The 19,577-nt window shown below is 62.7% G+C and carries 14 protein-coding genes; 13 read left to right on the forward strand and 1 reads right to left on the reverse strand.

The window, feature by feature from the left end; all coding sequences use genetic code 11:
• Positions 1-26: 26 nt before the first annotated feature.
• Positions 27-4,877, reverse strand: a complete 4,851-nt coding sequence (locus tag ACL0K2_RS04565) for an NAD-glutamate dehydrogenase (protein ID WP_239610574.1) — start codon at positions 4,875-4,877, stop codon at positions 27-29.
• Between the two features lie 321 nt (positions 4,878-5,198).
• On the opposite strand from ACL0K2_RS04565, the gene ACL0K2_RS04570 reads away from it, so the two are divergent.
• The 13 genes from ACL0K2_RS04570 to ACL0K2_RS04630 all read left to right on the forward strand — a co-directional run bounded on the left by ACL0K2_RS04570 (position 5,199) and on the right by ACL0K2_RS04630 (position 19,494).
• The gene (locus ACL0K2_RS04570; RefSeq protein WP_025242170.1) at positions 5,199-6,158 is read left to right on the forward strand and encodes an AAA family ATPase; all 960 of its coding nucleotides are present in this window, start codon (positions 5,199-5,201) and stop codon (positions 6,156-6,158) included.
• Positions 6,158-7,126: a DUF58 domain-containing protein gene (locus tag ACL0K2_RS04575; protein WP_045162456.1), complete on the forward strand. Its 969-nt coding sequence runs from the start codon at positions 6,158-6,160 to the stop codon at positions 7,124-7,126. Before ACL0K2_RS04570 ends, ACL0K2_RS04575 begins: the two co-directional genes overlap by 1 nt.
• Complete coding sequence (locus tag ACL0K2_RS04580; RefSeq protein ID WP_045162457.1) at positions 7,123-7,614, forward strand: DUF4381 domain-containing protein; 492 nt, start codon at positions 7,123-7,125, stop codon at positions 7,612-7,614. The genes ACL0K2_RS04575 and ACL0K2_RS04580 overlap by 4 nt, the downstream gene beginning before the upstream one ends.
• On the forward strand, positions 7,607-8,620 hold the full coding sequence (locus ACL0K2_RS04585) for a vWA domain-containing protein (RefSeq protein WP_045162458.1): 1,014 nt from the start codon (positions 7,607-7,609) through the stop codon (positions 8,618-8,620). Before ACL0K2_RS04580 ends, ACL0K2_RS04585 begins: the two co-directional genes overlap by 8 nt.
• Positions 8,617-10,344, forward strand: a complete 1,728-nt coding sequence (locus tag ACL0K2_RS04590; protein WP_413043904.1) for a VWA domain-containing protein — start codon at positions 8,617-8,619, stop codon at positions 10,342-10,344. The genes ACL0K2_RS04585 and ACL0K2_RS04590 overlap by 4 nt, the downstream gene beginning before the upstream one ends.
• Positions 10,341-11,963 (forward strand): BatD family protein, encoded by a 1,623-nt coding sequence (locus ACL0K2_RS04595; RefSeq protein WP_045162460.1) that lies wholly within the window; start codon positions 10,341-10,343, stop codon positions 11,961-11,963. Before ACL0K2_RS04590 ends, ACL0K2_RS04595 begins: the two co-directional genes overlap by 4 nt.
• 208 nt (positions 11,964-12,171) lie before the next feature.
• Positions 12,172-13,395 carry a CmpA/NrtA family ABC transporter substrate-binding protein gene (locus ACL0K2_RS04600; protein ID WP_239610579.1) on the forward strand — a complete coding sequence of 408 codons (1,224 nt, stop codon included), beginning with the start codon at positions 12,172-12,174 and terminating at the stop codon, positions 13,393-13,395.
• Between the two features lie 11 nt (positions 13,396-13,406).
• Positions 13,407-13,994 (forward strand): ANTAR domain-containing response regulator, encoded by a 588-nt coding sequence (locus ACL0K2_RS04605; RefSeq protein WP_045162461.1) that lies wholly within the window; start codon positions 13,407-13,409, stop codon positions 13,992-13,994.
• A gap of 426 nt (positions 13,995-14,420) precedes the next feature.
• Positions 14,421-15,794: a CmpA/NrtA family ABC transporter substrate-binding protein gene (locus ACL0K2_RS04610; RefSeq protein ID WP_413043905.1), complete on the forward strand. Its 1,374-nt coding sequence runs from the start codon at positions 14,421-14,423 to the stop codon at positions 15,792-15,794.
• Between the two features lie 51 nt (positions 15,795-15,845).
• The gene (locus ACL0K2_RS04615; protein WP_239610581.1) at positions 15,846-16,835 is read left to right on the forward strand and encodes an ABC transporter permease; all 990 of its coding nucleotides are present in this window, start codon (positions 15,846-15,848) and stop codon (positions 16,833-16,835) included.
• A gap of 9 nt (positions 16,836-16,844) precedes the next feature.
• The gene (locus ACL0K2_RS04620) at positions 16,845-17,639 is read left to right on the forward strand and encodes an ABC transporter ATP-binding protein (RefSeq protein ID WP_239610582.1); all 795 of its coding nucleotides are present in this window, start codon (positions 16,845-16,847) and stop codon (positions 17,637-17,639) included.
• 614 nt (positions 17,640-18,253) lie between these two features.
• Positions 18,254-18,796: a methyl-accepting chemotaxis protein gene (locus ACL0K2_RS04625; protein ID WP_413044439.1), complete on the forward strand. Its 543-nt coding sequence runs from the start codon at positions 18,254-18,256 to the stop codon at positions 18,794-18,796.
• A gap of 2 nt (positions 18,797-18,798) precedes the next feature.
• On the forward strand, positions 18,799-19,494 hold the full coding sequence (locus ACL0K2_RS04630) for a hypothetical protein (RefSeq protein ID WP_045162465.1): 696 nt from the start codon (positions 18,799-18,801) through the stop codon (positions 19,492-19,494).
• Positions 19,495-19,577: the final 83 nt, after the last annotated feature.

The raw sequence follows: 19,577 nt of genomic DNA on the forward strand, positions 1-19,577 counted from the left end.
CTAAACATCAGGCGGCTGATTGGTCATTAACGTCGTGCGCTGTCCAGCGCCAGATCCTGCAGCTCACGCCCAGCGACGGCGTACATGGCATAGTCGACGCTGCTTGCACCGCGCAGCTCGACCAACATCCGCCGCCAACGCTCGACCTGATATTCCCGCTGTTCCAGCCAGAGCTGAACCCGGGCATCCAGATCGTCAGGCGCGTCGCTCATCTGCAGCACCGACACGGTGATGGCGCGCTGCTGGCTGTCGAGATCATCGCGGAAACCTTCCCGTGCCAGCGCCTGCCAGTTGTTTTCGACCGGCAACCCGGTGATCTGCTGCAGATACCAAGGCAGCTCCAGCGCGCCGCCAACGGCAAAATAAGCCGCCGCCACGTCAGCCGGGGGCTGACCGGTTTCATCAGCGGCTTCCAGAATGGGCAGCAGCGTGTACAGATGGTTGGTACCGGCCACCATTCGCGCCAACAGTTCGGGGACGCCTGCTTCCGTATACCGCTCGTAACGGGCCTGCCAGAGCTCACGCGTTCCACCTTGCAACAATGAATCGAGCTTCAGCCCGAGCGCCGCCACACGTGGGCCGAAATGCCCGACGTCACGCGCCGCATCCAACTCGTTGCGACGGTTGCGCAGGAACCAGCGGGTCGCGCGGCGGCCCAGCCGCATGAGTTCCTCCATGAGGTTGAGCTGGAGTTCGGCCGGGACCTTGTAATCCAGCGCCTCGATCTGACGGAACCAGTGTGGCAGATGGAAAACGTCACGAACGATCACATAAGCGCCGGCAACGTTCGCAGCGCTCACGCCGGTCGCTTCTCGGAGCCGTTGAACGAAAGTGATGCCCATGTTGTTGATCAGGTCGTTGGCGATCTGAGTGCTGACGATTTCGCGCTTGAGGCGGTGCTGTAGCATCGCCGGGCGATACTGCTCAGCCAGCAGCTGCGGGAACGCACTTTCCATTTCTCGCGCCAGATAGGCGTCATCCGGTACGCGAGATTGCAGCAGCGCGTCCTTCAGATCGATCTTGCTATACGAGATGAGCACCGACAGCTCCGCGCGCGTCAGGCCCTTGCCTTGGTTTGCGCGCTCGGCGAGCGCGTCATCGTTGGGCAGGAACTCAAGCGCACGGTCCAGCAGCCCGTCGGCTTCGAGGGCGCTGATCAGCCGCTTGTATTCACCCCCGCCCTCGCGAGCGCGGTGTTCCGCCTGTGAGAGCGCCTGGGTTTGCTTGTAGTTGTCATGCAGCACCAGCTCGGCTACCGCGTCGGTCATCTCGAACAGCAGCTGATTGCGCTGCTTTCCAGTCATATCGCCGGCGCTGACGATCTCGTTGAGCAGGATCTTGATGTTGACTTCATGGTCCGAACAGTTGACCCCACCGGCGTTGTCGATGAAGTCGGTATTCGCCGCGCCGCCGTGCAGGCAGTATTCGACGCGACCCAGCTGGGTGATCCCAAGGTTTCCGCCCTCGCCGATCACTTTCGCACGCAGCTCGTTGCCGTTGACGCGCAACACGTCGTTGGCCTTGTCGCCGACATCCGCATGGCTCTCCAAGCTGCTCTTGACGTAGGTGCCGATGCCGCCGTTCCAGAGCAGATCCACCGGCGCCTTGAGCAACGCGTGGATCAACTCGGCCGGGGTCAGCTGGTCAGCTTCGATCTCGAACCGTGCCTTCATCTGCGGCGTGATCGCAATGCGCTTGGCCGAACGCGGGAAAACGCCGCCGCCCGCCGAGATCAGCGAAGCATCGTAATCTGTCCAGGAGGAACGCGGCAGATCGAATAGACGCTTGCGCTCGATGAAACTGCGCGCTGCATCCGGATCAGGATCGATGAAGATGTGCAGGTGGTTGAACGCGGCGACCAGTTGAAGCGTCTCGGACATCAACAGACCGTTGCCGAATACATCGCCGGCCATGTCGCCGATACCGATCACGCTGACCGGGTCACGTTGAACGTCGATCCCGCGCTCACGGAAATGTCGCTGGACCGAGACCCAGGCGCCCTTGGCAGTGATGCCCATCTTCTTGTGGTCGTAACCTGCCGAGCCGCCAGAGGCAAAGGCATCGCCCAGCCAGAAGTCGTACTCTGCGGCAATGCCGTTGGCAATATCGGAAAAGGTCGCGGTGCCCTTGTCGGCTGCCACCACGAGATAAGGGTCGTCTTCGTCGTAACGCAGCACATTAGCCGGCGGCACGACATTGCCGTCCTTGAGGTTGTCGGTGATATCCAGCAACCCGCTGATAAAGATGCGGTAGCAGGCGATACCTTCGGCCAGCACTTCATCGCGCGAGCCGCTTGTCGGCAGCCGGCGCGGTACGAAACCACCTTTGGCCCCGCCCGGCACAATGATGGCGTTCTTCACCTGCTGCGCCTTGACCAGCCCCAGCACTTCGGTGCGGTAATCTTCTTCGCGATCCGACCAGCGCAGCCCGCCGCGCGCCACCTTGCCGCCACGCAGATGCACGCCTTCAACACGCGGCGAGTACACGAAGATTTCGAATTTCGGCGCTGGCCGTGGCATCTCCGGGATTGAGCGCGGATCGAGCTTGAAGCTGAAGTAGCTTTTCGGTTTGCCGCTGGCATCAGTCTGGTAGAAGTTGGTCCGCAGGGTCGCTTTGATCAGCGCCAGATAGCGGCGCAGGATGCGGTCCTCGTTGAGCACAGCGACGTCATCCAGAGCGGTGATGATTGCCTGCTCGAGCCGTGCCTGCTTGTCCGCCAGATCCTCTTCGCCGAGCTTGCGGGCAAGGTAGAAGCGCGTCTTGAACAAGCGCACCAGTTCACGGGCGATATCGGTGTGATTGACGAGCGCGCTGGCGATATAGCCCAGATCGAAGCCCATGCGAATCTGCTTGAGATAGCGCCCATAGGCCCGCAACAAAGCCACTTCGCGCCAGGTAAGGCCCGCGGTGAGCACCAGCCGGTTGAACGCATCGTTTTCCGCCTGGCCGTTATGGATATGAATGAACGCATCCTGCAGCGGTTCATTGATTTCCATCAGGTCGATTTCCAGACCTTCGGCATAGGTGAAGGCGAAATCGTGAATCCAGTATTCGCGCCCGTCCTTGCGCCGCAGATGGAATGGAAACTCACCCAGCACCCGCAGGCCGAGGTTCTCCAGAATGGGCAGCATGTCCGACAAAGGCAGCGGCGTGTTCAGGTGATAGAGCTTGCAGTGCAGGCGGTTTTCCACCGCCGTGATCGGCTGGTAAAAGCTCATCACCAGCGGCCGCTCTTCGTTCAGGCTGAGCACGTGCTGCATGTCGACGGCAGCCGAATGCGGAGCGAAGCGCTCACGGTAGCCGGCCGGGAAACCCTTGGGGAAATCGGCGAGGATGCCGGTTCCCTGCGCTTCGCCGAAACGCTCGACTACCACGCTGGAGTAATCGTCCTGCCAGGTGCGGCAGGCTTGCACTACTTCCCGCTCCAACTGCACCGGATCGAACTGGACCTGCTTGTTCGGATCCAGGCGTAGCAGGAACTGCACGCGGATCAATACCGATTCGGAGAAATAGGTGGAGAATTCGCAATCGCTGGCTTCCAGCCGATCGACCAGAACCTGCTGGATGCGCAATCGCGTTTCGGTCGAATAGCTGTCACGCGGCACGTACGCCAGGCAATAGCAGAAACGGCCATAGGGATCGATGCGCAGGAACAAACGCAGTTTGTTGCGCTCCTGGATCTGCACGATGGCGATCGCCGTGTCGAAGAGCTGCTCGATGGTCATCTGGAACAGTTCGTCGCGCGGCAGCACTTCGAGGACCTGAATCAGTTCCTTGGCCAGGTGTGCAGAATCGTCGAAATGGGAATGCTCGACGACCTCTGCGACCTTGCTACGGATATAGGGGATTCGGCGCACACTCTGGGTGTAGACCGAAGAGGTAAAGAGACCAAGGAAGCGGCACTCCTTGACCACACGGCCTTGCTCGTCGAACTCCCGAATGGAGACGAAATCCGGGTAGGCTGGCCGGTGAACCCGGCTGGGTGTGGCCGCCTTGGCGAATGACAGCAGTAACGGCTGACGCAAATAGGCCAAAGCCGGCGGCATGATCAGCTGATCATGTTCCTCCAGGCCTGTACGCAAAGTGCGTGACAATCCCAGCAGCGAAGACTCGTCATAGACGATGCGACCGCCTTCGCCCTGGTCTACTACGACGAACTCCTCATAGCCGAGGAACGTGAAGTGATCGTCAGCGAGCCAGCGCATGAAATCCATGATCTCGACCAGTTGCTCGTCACCGCCCTGTTGCTGTGACGCGCTCAGCCGGGCGTAGTGTTCCTCGGCCTTGGCCTTCATCGACGGGAAATCATTCACGGTGATCCGGACGTCGGCGAGCACGCCATGCAGCGACTGCTCCAATTCGCGCAAGGCAGCGGCGTTGGCGCAGCGATCGATCTCGACGAATATCAGCGACTCGGCTTCGCTGCCTTCGCCGGAACTGCCTTTGGGCAACAATTCAACCAAGCTGCCATCGGCATCCCGGCGGACCTGCAGCACGCTGTTCTGCAGGGTGTGGATCGCGTAGCCGCGGCGGGTCAGCTCCATCCGCACCGAGTCAACCAGGAACGGCATATCCGGATGCAGCACCTCGACCACGCTATGGGTCGATTGCCATCCATGTTTCTCATAGTCAGGGTTGAACACGTGAACTTCCGGGCTGCCCGGATCGAAACGCTCCAGCAGACGCCAACTGGCCAGCGTCGAACCGACCAGATCGGTCATGCGCCGCTCGGTGAGCTCGGGCAGCGCAACGATCCCGAAGAATTGCTCGGCGAAAAGTCCCACTTGTGGCAGAAGTTTCTCGTCGACATGCTGCGCCAACGCCACTTGCAGTTGTTGCTGAAAGTCGGCTTTGCTGGCAGCTGTAAAGAACGCCATTTTTTCGCTCCATTCTGGCTTTGAATTCGACTAAGGCAGTCGCGGCACCTGACTGGCAACGCAACGTGTAAGTTCAACGTTAGTTCAGAAGACACGGATTGCATTCACGCGTGCCTCCCTTGTCTGGCGTCGCCAGCGGCTGTGCCGTCACATTTAATTTGTCAATGTGACGATAGAGGCATACCCCCTCCCTGAGTTGCGGTCGGCCAACCCTGGTGTGACGAAGTTGCCGAGCCGCGCATAGCCTGTCGCTCGGCAAATGAATTAAAGTCGTGACCGTCGAGCGCCCGCCCAGACACGCCCCAGCAGAAGAGCCCCGCGATGGACCACCGTGAAGCAATAGTCGCGCTGCGACAGTTTCTTTCAACTCAGATTCTTGGCCAGGAACGGCTCATCGAGCGGCTGCTGATCGCATTGCTGGCCGACGGCCATTTACTCGTCGAAGGCGCCCCGGGCCTGGCCAAAACCCGCGCGATCAAAGAACTGGCAGGCGGCCTCGAAGCCGAGTTCCATCGCATCCAGTTCACCCCCGATCTGCTTCCAGCCGATATCACCGGAACGGAGATCTACCGTCCGGAAACCGGCAGCTTCGTTTTTCAGCAGGGCCCCATCTTTCACAACCTGGTGCTGGCCGACGAAATCAACCGCGCCCCGGCGAAAGTGCAGTCGGCGCTGCTCGAAGCCATGGCCGAGCGCCAGGTCAGTGTCGGCCGCAGCACCTACGACCTGTCGCCGCTGTTTCTGGTGATGGCCACGCAGAACCCCATCGAACAGGAAGGCACCTACCCCCTGCCCGAAGCGCAGCTCGATCGCTTCCTGCTACATGTGAAGCTTGGCTTCCCCGATGCCTCAGTGGAGCGACGTATTTTGCAGCAGGCCCGTGGCGAGGCCATTCACGGCGAGACACCGCCCGACCACCGTGTCTCGCAGCAGGCGATCTTCGCCGCGCGCAAGGAAATCCTCGGCCTGTACATGGCCGATGCGGTGGAGGAATACCTGGTGCAGCTGGTGATGGCGACCCGCACCCCCGCCAAGTTCGACGCCGAGCTGGCCGGCTGGATCGCCTACGGTGCCAGCCCCCGTGGCTCGATTTCGCTGGATCGCTGTGCCCGCGCCCACGCTTGGCTCGCGGGCCGCGATTTCGTCAGCCCGGAAGACATTCAGGCCATGCTATTCGACGTGCTGCGCCATCGCCTGATTCTCTCGTTCGAAGCAGAAGCCGCCGGCATCGACCAGGATCGGGTGCTGCAGCGCATCCTCGACGTCGTGGCGGTGGCCTGATGCACCCCTTGCCGTCGGTCGCCCGCCACGCTCCGCCCTCGCCCGGCGAGGGAGTTCACGTGAGCCTGGCCGAGCTGATCGATATTCGTCATCGGGTTCGCGAAGTCCCGTTGTTCTCCAGTCCGCACCGTCGCAGTCCACTGGTCGGGTTGCATCATTCGAAGCTCCGCGGACGCGGGGTGGACTTCGATCAGGTGCGTATCTATCAGGCGGGCGATGATGTCCGCACCATCGACTGGCGGGTAACGGCGCGCACTCAGGAACCGCACACCAAACTGTTCCACGAGGAGCGCGAGCGGCCCATTTATATCCTTGTGGAACAGAGCTCGCGATTGTTCTTCGGTAGCGGCCTGGCCTTCAAATCCGTGCTCGCCGCGCAGGCGGCGAGTCTGGTCGGCTGGGCCGCACTGAGCCATAACGACCGTGTCGGTGGGCTGGTGTTCGGCCACGGCGAACACCATGAGATCAAACCTCGACGCAGCAAGCAGAGTCTGCTTCAACTACTCGATCGTCTGGCCCGCGCCAACACCGGGTTGAGTACCGACCAGAGCAGCGATGCGGATGCCTTCGGGCTGGCATTGAGACGCGCTCGCGAAGTGCTGCGTCCCGGCAGCCTGGCGGTGATCATCTGTGACGAGCGCGCCCTGAGCGATGCCGCTGAACAGCAGCTGAGCCTGCTCGCCCGCCACGTCGACCTGTTACTGGTCCCGGTATTCGATCCGCTCGACCATGCCTTACCTGCCGCCGGCCTGTTGCGCTTTGCCCAGTTCGGCGCGCGGTTGGAACTGGACAGCCACGATGCGGCCATCCGCCAGGCCTACCGACTCCAGGGCGAAGCCCGCACCGCCCGCTGGCGGCGCCTGGCCGATCGTCTGCGGCTGCCACTGATGCCGCTGGATACCCAGCGTGATCTGGTCGACCAGCTACGCGAGCACCTCAGCGTGCAACATCCCGGAGCGCATCGATGAGTTCCCTTGATCAGCTCGAGCCGCTGATCGCACCCGCCCCGATCAGTGGGTGGCCTCCGGCGCCCGGCTGGTGGTTCGTCGCCGCGCTGATGCTCAGCGTACTTCTGCTACTGCGTTTGCGCCCATGGCAACGGCGACAACGAGCGAAAGTCGAAGCCGAAGTGACCGTCGACCCCCAGCGGCAGATCGCATTGGACGAGCTCGCTCAGTTGAACAAGCCCTACGGGGGCCAGCCGGCCAATCAGTGGCTGCAGCAGCTCAACGGGCTGCTCAAACGCCTCTGTCGCACCCGCTATCCGGACGATCACCCGCATACGCTCAGCGGCCGTGCCTGGCTGGCGTTTCTCGACAGTCGTTGCCCGGCAGCCGGCCTGACGCGCTGGATGGTGCTGGTCGAAGGGGTTTACCGCGCCGAATGCCAACTGGACGACAAGGCCATCCAGGGTTTGGAGCAGGCCGTGCAGATCTGGATTCGCAAGCATGTTTGAACTGGCGTGGCCGTGGATTTTTCTCCTGCTGCCGCTACCCTGGGTGTTGCGCTGGCTGCTGCCGGCCGCCGACAGCGGCGATGCCGCGCTGAAGGTCAGTTTCATCGGAGAACTGGAACCGCTGGCCGGCCGTCGCGCCGGCGTCGCGCTTCCCGCGTGGCGTCAACAACTTCCCTATCTGGTGGTCTGGTTGCTGCTGTTATTGGCCGCCGCCCGGCCGCAATGGCTCGGCGAACCCCTGCCGCTGCCCACCAGTGGTCGTGATCTGCTGCTGGCTGTAGACGTCTCCGGCTCGATGGACTACCCGGACATGCAATGGGAGGGCGACGAGGTCAGTCGGCTGGAACTGGTCAAGCATCTGCTCGGCAATTTCATCATCGAGCGGCGTGGCGACCGCGTCGGACTGATTCTCTTCGGCAGCAAAGCCTACCTGCAGGCACCGCTGACCTTCGACCGACAGACCGTGCGCACCTGGCTCGACGAGGCCGCGATCGGTATCGCCGGCGGCAACACCGCCATCGGCGATGCCATCGGCCTGGCGATCAAGCGGCTGCGCGAGCGTCCGGCGCAAAGCCGAGTGCTGGTGTTGATCACGGACGGTGCCAACAACGGCGGAGAGCTCGACCCGCTGCTGGCCGCTCGCCTCGCTGCAGAAGAAGGCGTCAGGATACATACCATCGGCATTGGCTCTGATGCGGAGGCTGGCGGCGTACTTCAGCGCTTCGGCTTCGTGGGTGCCGAGCTGGACGAACCAACCCTGCGGGCAATTGCCGAGCGAACTGGCGGCGATTACTTCCGAGCACGCTCGAGCAGCGAGCTGAAGGCCATTGGCGACACGCTCGATCAGCTCGAACCGGCCGCACAACAGCCGGCCCAGGCACGCGTCGCCGATGCGCTCTACGTCTGGCCACTGTCAGCGGCATTGTTGATCAGCCTGCTGCTGGTGGCGAACAGCCTCTGGAGGCCGGCATTGCAACGCCTCATCTGGCGCGGGGAGCAGCTGTGATCGACGCGCTGCCCCACGTGCTCAGGCCCTTCTGGCTGTTGATCCTGCCGCTACTCGCCTGGCTGCTGTGGCGACTCTGGCATCGTCAACGGCAGATTGGCCGCTGGCAGCGCCTGTTGCCCGAAGCCTTTCATGCTGCGTTGCTGACACGTGGCAAATTGCGCAACAGCAGGCGTCCCTGGCTGCTGCTCGGTACGGCCTGGCTGCTTGCCTGCGTGGCGCTGCTGGGGCCGAGTTGGCAGCATGCCGAACAGCCCAACCTGTCACGTGTCGATCCGCTGGTGATACTGCTGGAAACCACGCCGGCCATGCTCGCGGCCGATGTCCGCCCCAATCGCCTGGAGCAGGCCAAGCGCAAGATTCTCGATCTGCTGCACACGCGTGACGATGCCCAAACCGCGGTAGTTGCATTCGCCGGAAGCGCCCATACCCTGGTGCCGCTGTCCAACGATATCGCCACGACGCAGAACCTACTGGATGCCCTCCAGCCTGACCTGATGCCGGAGCCCGGCCACCGCGCGGAGCTGGCCGTGGCGCATGGCATCGAACTCCTTGCACGAGGGGCGAATGGGCGCGGTCGGTTGCTGTTGATCGGCAGCAGCCTGAACGAACAGGAGCGCACCGCGATTCGTAGCGTGCTCGAGGACAGCGATCAGCAACTGCTTATTCTGGGCGTCGGTACCGCGCAAGGCGCCCCCATCGCCAACGAAGATGGCAGCTTCCTCAAGGACGAAACGGGCGCCATTCTGATCCCACGGTTGGATGACGGCGCGATGCGCCGCTTCGCGAACAGCATCGAAGGCCGCTATCAGCAGGCACGTATCGATGACAGCGACTTAGCAGGCCTCGGTTTGCTGGAGCGCAGCGGCGCGCTAGTGACTCAGGATGACTCGACCCGTCTCGATACCTGGCTCGATCAAGGCTACTGGCTGCTGTTGCCGCTGCTGTTGCTGGCCGCGTGTGGAGGGCGCCGCGGTTGGCTTTTCTGCCTGCCGCTGTTGATCGTCATACCGCAACCCGCCAGCGCACTGAGCATGCAGGACCTATGGCTACGGCCGGATCAGCAAGGCATGCGACTGCTGGAAGCCCAACGTCCAGCCGAGGCAGCGGAGCGCTTCGAAGACCCTCAATGGCAAGGCTACGCCCGCTACCAGGCGGGTGACTTTGCCGGTGCCGCCAAGCAGTTCGCCAAAGGCGATACCGCAGCGGACCATTACAACCGTGGTAATGCACTGGCGCGCAATGAGGAACTGGAAGCGGCCATAGAAGCCTATGATCAGGCATTGGAGCTCGACCCGGAGCTGGAACCGGCCCGTCGCAACAAAGCCACCGTTGAAGCCGCCCTGCGTCAACGTCAGGAGCAAGAGCAAGAGCAGACCTCGAACGAGCCCGCGCAGGATGAACCGCCAGAGGCTCGCCAAACCGAGCAGAAGTCATCGAGCAACAGCGCCACTGCTGCTCAGCCTGACGCGCCCGACGCATCCGGCCAGGACGATTCCAGCAAGGGCAACGATGCAGCAGACGCTGCGCCAACCGAATCCCCTGTGCCAGACGAACAGGACGAAGCAGACGAAGCGCTTGCTCAGCCCCGGGAAGCGCCTTTCGATCCAGAGCAGGACCAAGCGATGAACCAGTGGCTGCGCAAGATTCCCGACAACCCCGGCGAGCTGCTGCGCCGCAAATTTCTTTACGAACAACGCAAGCGCCAGGAAATGAATCGATGAAGCGGCTGACGGCACTGGTATTTTTGCTCCTGCTCGGTTTCCAGGCGAATGCCGCTGCGTTGATCGCCCGGGTCGACCGCACGCAATTGAGCCTGGACGAAATGGTCGAGCTGACACTCGAAACCGCGGACGCCACCGTATTCGGCAAACCCGACCTGCAGCCACTCGAGGGTCTCTTCAAGGTGCTCGGTACCCGTCAGGACAACCAGCTATCCGGGGCCAACGGCGAGGCGCGCGCAATCACCCGTTGGCTGATCACCCTGCAGCCCCGGCAAACCGGCTACGTGATCATTCCACCGCTGCAGCTGGGCGACTGGCGCAGCGAGCCGATCACCCTCAACGTCACCGAACCCAGCCCCGGGGGTGGCGATACGCTCGCCCCGATATTCATCGACTCCAGCCTCGATCACGACAGTGTCTATGTACAAGCGCAGGTGGTGCTGACCCTGCGCATTTACCATTCCGTATCGCTCTATGACGACAGCACGCTCTCGCCCTTGAAGATGAGCGACGCGTTGGTCGAGCGGCTCGGCGAGCCGCGGACCTACGAAAAAGACATCAACGGCATTCGTCATGGCGTGATCGAAATCCGCTATGCGCTGTTTCCGCAGAAAAGCGGCACGCTGAGTATTCCTGCTCAGCTGTTCAGCGCAACTACGGTCGCCGGCAATGGCGACTACTATGGCTCTCGCTTCGGCAAATCCACTCAAGTGAAATCGCCGGAGATCCCACTGCAGGTCAAACCCAAGCCGGCCGAATACCCCGCCGATGCCCCCTGGCTCCCGGCGACCAATCTGACCCTGGTCGAAGCCTGGAGCCCGCAGCCGCAGGATGCACAACTCGGCGAGGCGCTGACACGCAGCCTGCTGGTGAAAGCAGAGGGTCTGTCCAGTGCGCAGCTGCCCCCGGTCGAATCGCCAACGGTTCCAGGACTGCGCCGCTATCCCGACCAACCGAGCCTGAACGATGCGGTCAGCGAAGATGGCGTCAACGGCAGCCGCGAACAGCGTGAGGCGCTGGTGGCGACGCGAGCCGGTGATCTTGTTCTGCCGCCCGTGGAGCTGGTCTGGTGGAACACCGTCGAAGACCGACTGGAGCGCAGCGCACTCCCCGAACGAGCGCTGCAGATTGCAGACAACCCCGAGCTTCAGCAGCCCTCGCAAGAAAACGCCGATACACCGCAACCGCAAGCCCAGGCGCACCGGCTGTGGCCATGGCAGCTGAGCAGCGCCGTGCTGGCCCTGACCACCCTGCTCGGTTTCGGCCTATGGCTGCGAGCCCGCAGTCAGCCGGCGGTGATTCGCACCGTTCAGAGCGGCCCCACGCCCCGCAGCCTGCTCGACGACCTCAAACGCGCATGCCTGGCCAACGATACCCAGGCGACTCGTCACGCGCTCGACGCCTGGGCGCGTCAGCAACCTGAAACCTTGGCCGACATGGCCGCACGCTTCGTCCCTTTATCAGACGCACTCGATGGCCTGAATGGTGCGCTCTACAGCGAGACCGGCCAGCGCTGGCAGGGTGAAGCGCTGTGGCAGGCCATCCAGAGCCTGCCGACTGCGCAGCCCGAAACCAGCGAGCAGGAAACCGGCGCCTTGCCACCGCTATATCCACGCTAACCCTCATCGCTGCGCCAGGCAGCCTGAGCACATCGGGCCGGTCGCTGAAGCACAAGCAGGCACCCGGAAGCACCGGTGGGCTTGCATCGATGCTCACTCCTTTGGCATGTGGCTTGCTTTGCCTCGCATATGATTTCCCTGCGCGCCGATCGCTGCTCCACGGCGATACGCGATACGCGCGCCCAGCATTGCCAAAGGTCCCGCCAGCATGCCCCATCCCAACACACCCTCGCGACCTGATCCGCTGGCCTGGGTCGCAGGCAGCGATGCACCGGAAAAGCGCGTCGTCAACCTAGGCTTCATGGCTCTGACCGATGCCGCCTCACTGATCGTCGCTGCCACCCAGGGCTTCGCGCAGCCTTACGGCCTGACGCTCAACCTGCAGCGCCAGGCGTCGTGGTCCAACGTGCGAGACAAGCTGATCGAAGGTGAACTGGATGCCGCTCATGGTCTGTACGGGCTGATCTACGCCGTGCATCTGGGCATTGGCGGTAGCGCACCGGTGAACATGGCGGTGCTCATGGGCCTGGCCCAGAACGGCCAGAGCATCAGCCTGTCGAGCACGCTCAAGGCGGCGGGCGTGACCGATCCGGAGGCACTCAGTACGTGCGTGCGCCAGAGCGGTGCAAAACTCACCTTGGCCCAGACCTTCCCCACCGGTACGCATGCCCTCTGGCTCTACTACTGGCTGGCGGCCTACGGCATCCACCCGCTGAAAGATGTGCGCACCCTGGTGGTGCCGCCCTCACAGATGGTTGCACACCTGCGGGCACGACGCATCGACGGCTTCTGCGCCGGAGAGCCCTGGGGCGCCCAGGCGATCCAGGAGGACATGGGGTTTACGCTGGCGACAAGCCAATCGATCTGGCCCGACCACCCGGAAAAGGTTCTGGGCTGCACCCGTGCCTTTGTCGAGGAGAATCCCAACACCGCCCGCGCGCTGGTCATGGCCGTCCTCGAGGCGAGCCGCTTCATCGACGAGAGCCAGGAGAATCGGCGCAGCACCGCGCACCTGATCGCCGGCAGCGAGTACGTCGATGCACCGGTAGCGGCCATCGAGCCGCGTTTTCTCGGCCAATATGAGGACGGCCTTGGCCACGCCTGGTTGGACAAGCATCCACTTCGCTTCTTCGGTAACGGTGAAGTGAACATGCCCTACCATTCCGACGGTCTGTGGTTCATGACCCAGCTACGGCGCTGGGGCCTGCTGCGCGAAGACCCCGATTACCTTGCCGTTGCTCAAAACGTGCAGCAGACCAGTCTCTATCGCGATGCGGCGACAGCGCTGAATATCCCCCTGCCCGACACCCTCATGCGCAGCGCTCTGCTGATGGACGGCAGCCGCTGGAATGGCAGCGACCCGGCCGCCTACGCCCGCAGTTTCGCCCTGCATGCTTTGGCGGATTCCGCCGTGCCTCCAGTACTCTGCTAAGGGAGACAGCCATGCTTCGCGTCCTCCTGATCGACGACACCCCACGCAAGGTCGGCCGCCTGCGAACCGCCCTTATAGAAGCCGGCTTCGAGGTTATCGAGGAATCCGGCCTGACCATCGACCTTCCCGAGCGGGTCGAGGCCATACGCCCCGATGTGGTACTGATCGACACCGATTCCCCCGGCCGCGACGTGATGGAGCAGGTGGTGATGGTCACCCGCGACCAGCCCCGCCCCATCGTCATGTTCACCGACGACAGCAACCCAGACGCCATGCGCCAGGCGATCCGCGCCGGCGTCAGCGCCTACATCGTCGAAGGCATCCAGGCCCAGCGCCTGAAACCCATCCTCGATGTCGCCATGGCCCGCTTCGAGAGCGACCAGGCGATCCGCGCACAGTTGCATGCACGCGATCAGCAACTGGTCGAACGCAAGCGCATTGAACTGGCCAAGGGCATGCTGATGAAGATGCGCAGCTGCAACGAGGAAGAGGCCTACACCCTCATGCGGCGCCAGGCCATGAGCCGCCAGCAGAAGCTTATCCAGGTGGCCGAACAGATCATCGCGATGAACGATCTGCTGGGCAGCAATTCAGGCTAGCAGCACCGGCTCCTGACACGACAACGAGCCCCGCCAACTTGGCGGGTTTTGTTTTTTGCAGAGTCGCAGACAAGTCCTCAGGGCGATTTGGCGCGCGTTCCGCCCTGAACCAAAACGGCGCTTCATCGGCTCGTCACTGCACGGCAATCGGGCCAGCCACGACCTCGCAGCTGGCTGAACGCTCGGACGACACCGTATCGAGCGTACCGTATCTTATACAAGCTACTGATTTTTATATAAATAAAAATAATAAAAGGAAAATCTTGCGCTCTGGCAAGCCGATTGCTACTTCCCCATTACCACGTCTTCGGGTCGCCAACGGCGGTGATCGGGACGAATTGACAAAGGCGTCAACGGTGCTCGCTCTGCTCTTGCGGAGGCGGCGTCCGTTACGCCTTTTTTCGTTTCGCGATTGAGGGATAAATCATGCGCAAGACCCGCCGTACACTGCTGAAGACCCTTGTGGCCAGCGTGGGCTGCTCCGCCCTGCTGCAGTTGGTGCCGATGACCGCCTGGGCGGCCGAACCGGAAAAGGAAGAACTCAAGCTCGGCTTTATCAAGCTCACCGACATGGCACCCCTGGCGATCGCCTACGAGAAGGGCTTTTTCGAGGACGAAGGCCTCTACGTCACGCTTGAGGCCCAGGCGAACTGGAAGGTCTTGCTGGACCGCGTCATCGACGGCGAACTGGACGGCGCGCACATGCTCTCCGGCCAGCCAATCGGCGCCACCATCGGCTTCGGCACCAAGGCGGAGATCATCACGGCCTTCACCATGGACCTCAATGGCAACGCCATCACCTTGTCCAACGCGATCTGGGAGCAGATGAAGCCCAACGTGACCATGGTCGACGGCAAACCGCAGCATCCGATCAAGGCCGACGCGCTCAAGCCGGTGATCGAGCAGCTCAATGCCAGCGGGAAATCGTTCAACCTGGGCATGGTGTTCCCGGTTTCGACGCACAACTACGAGCTGCGCTACTGGCTCGCCGCCGGCGGTATCCATCCTGGCTACTACGCACCGAACAAGGGCGACATCAGCGGGCAGATCGACGCCCAGGCGTTGCTCTCGGTAACCCCGCCACCGCAGATGCCCTCGACCATGGAAGCCGGCACTATCCATGGATACAGCGTCGGCGAGCCTTGGAATCAGCAAGCGGTGTTCAAGGGCATCGGCGTGCCGGTGGTGGCCGACTACGCGATCCGCAAGAACATGTCGGAAAAGGTCTTCGGCGTCTCCAAGGCCTGGGCCGAAGCAAACCCCGAAACCCACAAGCGTCTGGTCAAGGCGCTGATCCGCGCCGGCAAATGGCTCGATGAAGACAACAACGCCAATCGTCAGGAAGCGGTGGAAATTCTCTCTCGCCCCGAATATGTCGGCGCCGATGCCAAAGTCATCGCCAACTCCATGACCGGCACCTTCGAGTTCGAAAAAGGCGACAAGCGCGACGTGCCGGACTTCAACGTGTTCTTCCGCTACCACGCGACCTACCCCTACTACTCCGACGCCATCTGGTACCTGACGCAGATGCGCCGCTGGGGACAGATCGCCGAGGCCAAGCCGGACAGCTGGTATCTGGACATGGCCAAGCGCGTCTACCACCCGCAAATCTATCGCGAGGCCGCGGCGGAGCTGATCGCCGACGGCCTGCTCAACGCGAGCGACATACCGCCGCCCGACGAGGACGGTATCCGCGAGCCGCTGGCCGACACCATCGACGGCATCACCTACGACGGGCAAACGCCCAACGCTTACCTCGAACAGTTCGCGATCGGCCTGAAAGGCGATACCACGCTCTGATTCCGCCCATGGGAGCCGTTGCGGCTCCCGATACCCGGAGAGGACATGTCAATGAGCAATCCCGCCGTCGCAAAAAGCATTAAGGAAACGCTTGAGGCAGGTCGTCAGGCCCGGCTCAAACGCTGGCTGCCGCAGGTGATCATGCCGCTGGTAGGCATCTTCGCCTTCCTGCTGTTCTGGCAGTTGGTGGCATCGAACATCCAGACCAGTCTCGGTCAATTTCCCGGCCCGAGCCAGGTGGCCGAGCAGTTCAACGGGCTGGTCGATGCCCATATCGAGTCGCAGGAAAAAGCCGAAGCCTTCTACCAGCGCCAGGAAGAACGCAACGCCGCGAAACTGGCGAAGAACCCCGACGCCGACGTGAAGATCCGCCCATACACCGGCAAGCCGACCTTTTTTGGACAGATCATCACCAGCCTCTACACGGTGATGACCGGCTTTGCCATCGCCTCGCTGATCGCGGTCCCGCTGGGCATCGTCTGCGGTTTGAGCAAGACGGTGTACAGCGCGGTTAATCCGCTGATCCAGATCTTCAAACCGGTGTCGCCGCTGGCCTGGCTGCCGCTGGTGACCATGGTGGTCAGCGCCGTGTACATCAGCGAAGACCCGCTGATGGCGAAATCCTTCGTTACCTCAGCGCTTACAGTCGCGCTGTGTTGCCTGTGGCCGACGGTGATCAACACCACGGTCGGCGTGGCCAACCTCGACAAGGACCTGCAGAACGTCAGCCGGGTGCTGCGCTTGTCACCGCTGAGTCATGTACGCCGCATCGTCCTGCCCGCCGCCATTCCGATGATCTTCACCGGCCTGCGCCTGTCGCTGGCGACCGGCTGGATGGTGCTGATTGCCGCGGAAATGCTGGCGCAGAACCCCGGTCTCGGGAAATTCATCTGGGACGAGTTCCAGAACGGCAGTTCCAATTCGCTCGGCCGAATCATGGTCGCGGTGATCGTCATCGGCCTGATCGGCTTCGCCCTGGATCGCATCATGCTGATGCTCCAGCGCCGCGTGAGCTGGGACAAGAACGCAGACCTGCGCTGAGGAATCACCATGAACAATACCCATCTCGAACTCACCGCCGTCGGCATCAGCTTCCCCACCGACAAGGGCCTCTATCGCGCCCTGCAGAACGTCAACCTGCGCATCGCCAAGGGCGAATTCGTCTCGCTGATCGGCCACTCCGGCTGCGGCAAGTCGACGGTGCTGAACATCGTCGCCGGGTTGTATCAGTCCACCACCGGCGGCGTCATTCTCGACGGCCGTGAGGTCAACGAGCCCGGCCCGGAGCGCGCCGTGGTGTTCCAGAACCACAGCCTGCTGCCCTGGCTCTCCTGCTACGAGAACGTCGAGCTGGCGGTGCGGGAAGTCTTCAAGGGTCGCAAAAGCCGGCGCGAGATGCGCGACTGGATCGAGCACAACCTCGAGCTGGTGCACATGACCCACGCCCGCGATAAACGCCCGAGCGAGATCTCCGGCGGTATGAAACAGCGCATCGGCATCGCCCGCGCGCTGGCCATGCAGCCCAAGGTGCTGCTGATGGACGAACCCTTCGGCGCCCTCGATGCGCTGACCCGCGCGCATCTGCAGGACTCGCTGATGGAGATCCACGCCGACCTCGGCAACACGGTGATCATGATCACCCACGACGTCGACGAAGCGGTGCTGCTTTCCGACCGCATCGTGATGATGACCAACGGGCCCTCCGCAACCATCGGCGAGACCCTGCGCGTCGAGCTCAAGCATCCGCGCGACCGCATGAGCCTGGCCCACGACGCTCAGTACCACGCCTACCGGGCGCAGGTTCTGGAGTTCCTTTACCAGCGCCAGCAGCGGCCGGCGGCCTGACAACTCACCAGGAAGGTAATCGAGAAAGGATCACGAGCATGGACAGAGCTTTGAACAGCACGCGCCCGGCGCACGCCGTGCCACACGCGACAAAGGCCGCCCTGCAGTCATACATGGATTGGCTACTGCTCGCCGCCTGGGCCATGGCCTGCATTGCGGGACTGTGGCAGCAGCAGCTGCTGTCGCTGGCCCTCGCCTGCATCGCTGCAGGTCTGCAACTGACCCAACAGCGCAAACGCCGCGCACATCAGCGCCACAGTGAGCATTTGCTGGCAATGCTCGGCCAGCAGCAGGGGCTCAACGAGCCCCGTGAGGATCTGGTCGCCACCGTTGGCGCTCAATCGCTGCGCAGCGAACGTTTACGAAGTGAAGTGCAGTTCGCCAGCGATGCCCTGGAGCGCATGGCCGGAATCGCCGAGCACAGCAGTATCGGCCAAGGCGAGCGAGTGCTGGCGATGACCGAGGCCAGCAAGGCGCTGAGCCGCAACCTTGAGCAGGTCCGCACACTGGGCCAGCAAGCCATGCAAGCCTTTGCCGACACCCACCGGCAAAGCCAGGCCGGCCGCGACAACGCGATGTCGGTCAGCGTCCGCATGACCGAGGTGCGCCAGAGCATGCAGCGCACCTCGGATGCGGTCGGCCAGCTGTTGCAGGACACGGCCGCCGTCGGCAAAGCCGCACTGAGCATCCAGAACGTCGCGAAGCAGACCCAGCTGCTCGCCCTGAATGCGTCCATCGAAGCGGCGCGAGCCGGCGAGCACGGTCGCGGTTTCGCCGTGGTGGCCGACGAAGTTCGCCAACTGGCGCTGACCAGCGACTGCGCGGCCCAAGACATCACCCGCGTGGTGGCCACGACCGGCAACGCGGTTCGTCGCGTCGAGGCCGAGGTCGTCCAGCACCAGCAATTACTCGAGCAAAGCAGCGAGCAAAGCAGTGCATTAGCCACCGAACTCGATCAGTTGGCGCGGCGCAGCCAGCTGAGCCTGGCCGAACTCGATCATCTGCAAACGGCCCTCGAAGAGCAGCGACACGGCAACCGCCTGTTGCGCGACCAGCTCGATCACGTCGAAGCCGGCGTCGAGCGCCAGCGTACCCAGGCCCAAGAGCTGCACAGCCTGACCCTCTACCTCACTCGTCTCAGCCGTACGGAAGCCTGACCATGGAAGTATCTATCGCCCTGACACTGGCCGCCTGCCTGGTGCTGCTCGGCAACCATCTCAGCCGCGTTGCAGCCGAGCGTCATCGCAAGCGCCTCAGCGCAACCGATGTCCAGGCGCTGCAGCATTCGCTGGAGATTCTTCAGTTCGTGCAGAAACACCGTGGCCTGGGCGGCCAATCTGATGCCGCAGCAGCCGCGCAGCGGTTGGAGGTTGCGAGCCATATCGACCGGCTCTGGCAGGAGTGGAAAGGCGAGGAAAACCGGCCCGCGATGCGCGGCCTGTGGCAACAGATCCGCCAGAACCCGGCGGAGTTCGAACCGCACTGCATCCTGATCGAGCAATTGCTCGAAAGCATTCATGTGCTTGAACTGCGCCTTGCCTTTCAAGGCAATCCTCAGGTGTCCGGTCTGTGCGAGGCCTGTCGCGCACTGGAAGACCTCGGACGCTTACGCGGCCTGGCAGTGCGTGCAGCCAACTTCGAAAAGTGCCCGTTGGATATGCAGATCCAGATGCGCTATCTCTGCCTGCGCCTCACCGACCCGATCAGCGGCGACAGCCTGCGCAACCTCATCGAGCACCTGGAGTGCAACCTGATTGACGCACCGCGGGTCAGCCTGGCGCCAGCCGAATGTTACGCGTTGATCACCCCGATCATCGATGAACGCCTGCAAGGCATTCGTCATAGCATCGCCTGACGCGCCCCACTTCGAAGCACGGCGCACCAACGGCGCGCGCTTGCACCCGGGCAACATTCCACTGAAGGTCCCGCAGACGGCTG

Origin of the sequence: Pseudomonas sp. YJ42, from assembly GCF_047225135.1 — a bacterium.
Lineage (GTDB): Bacteria > Pseudomonadota > Gammaproteobacteria > Pseudomonadales > Pseudomonadaceae > Stutzerimonas > Stutzerimonas stutzeri_E.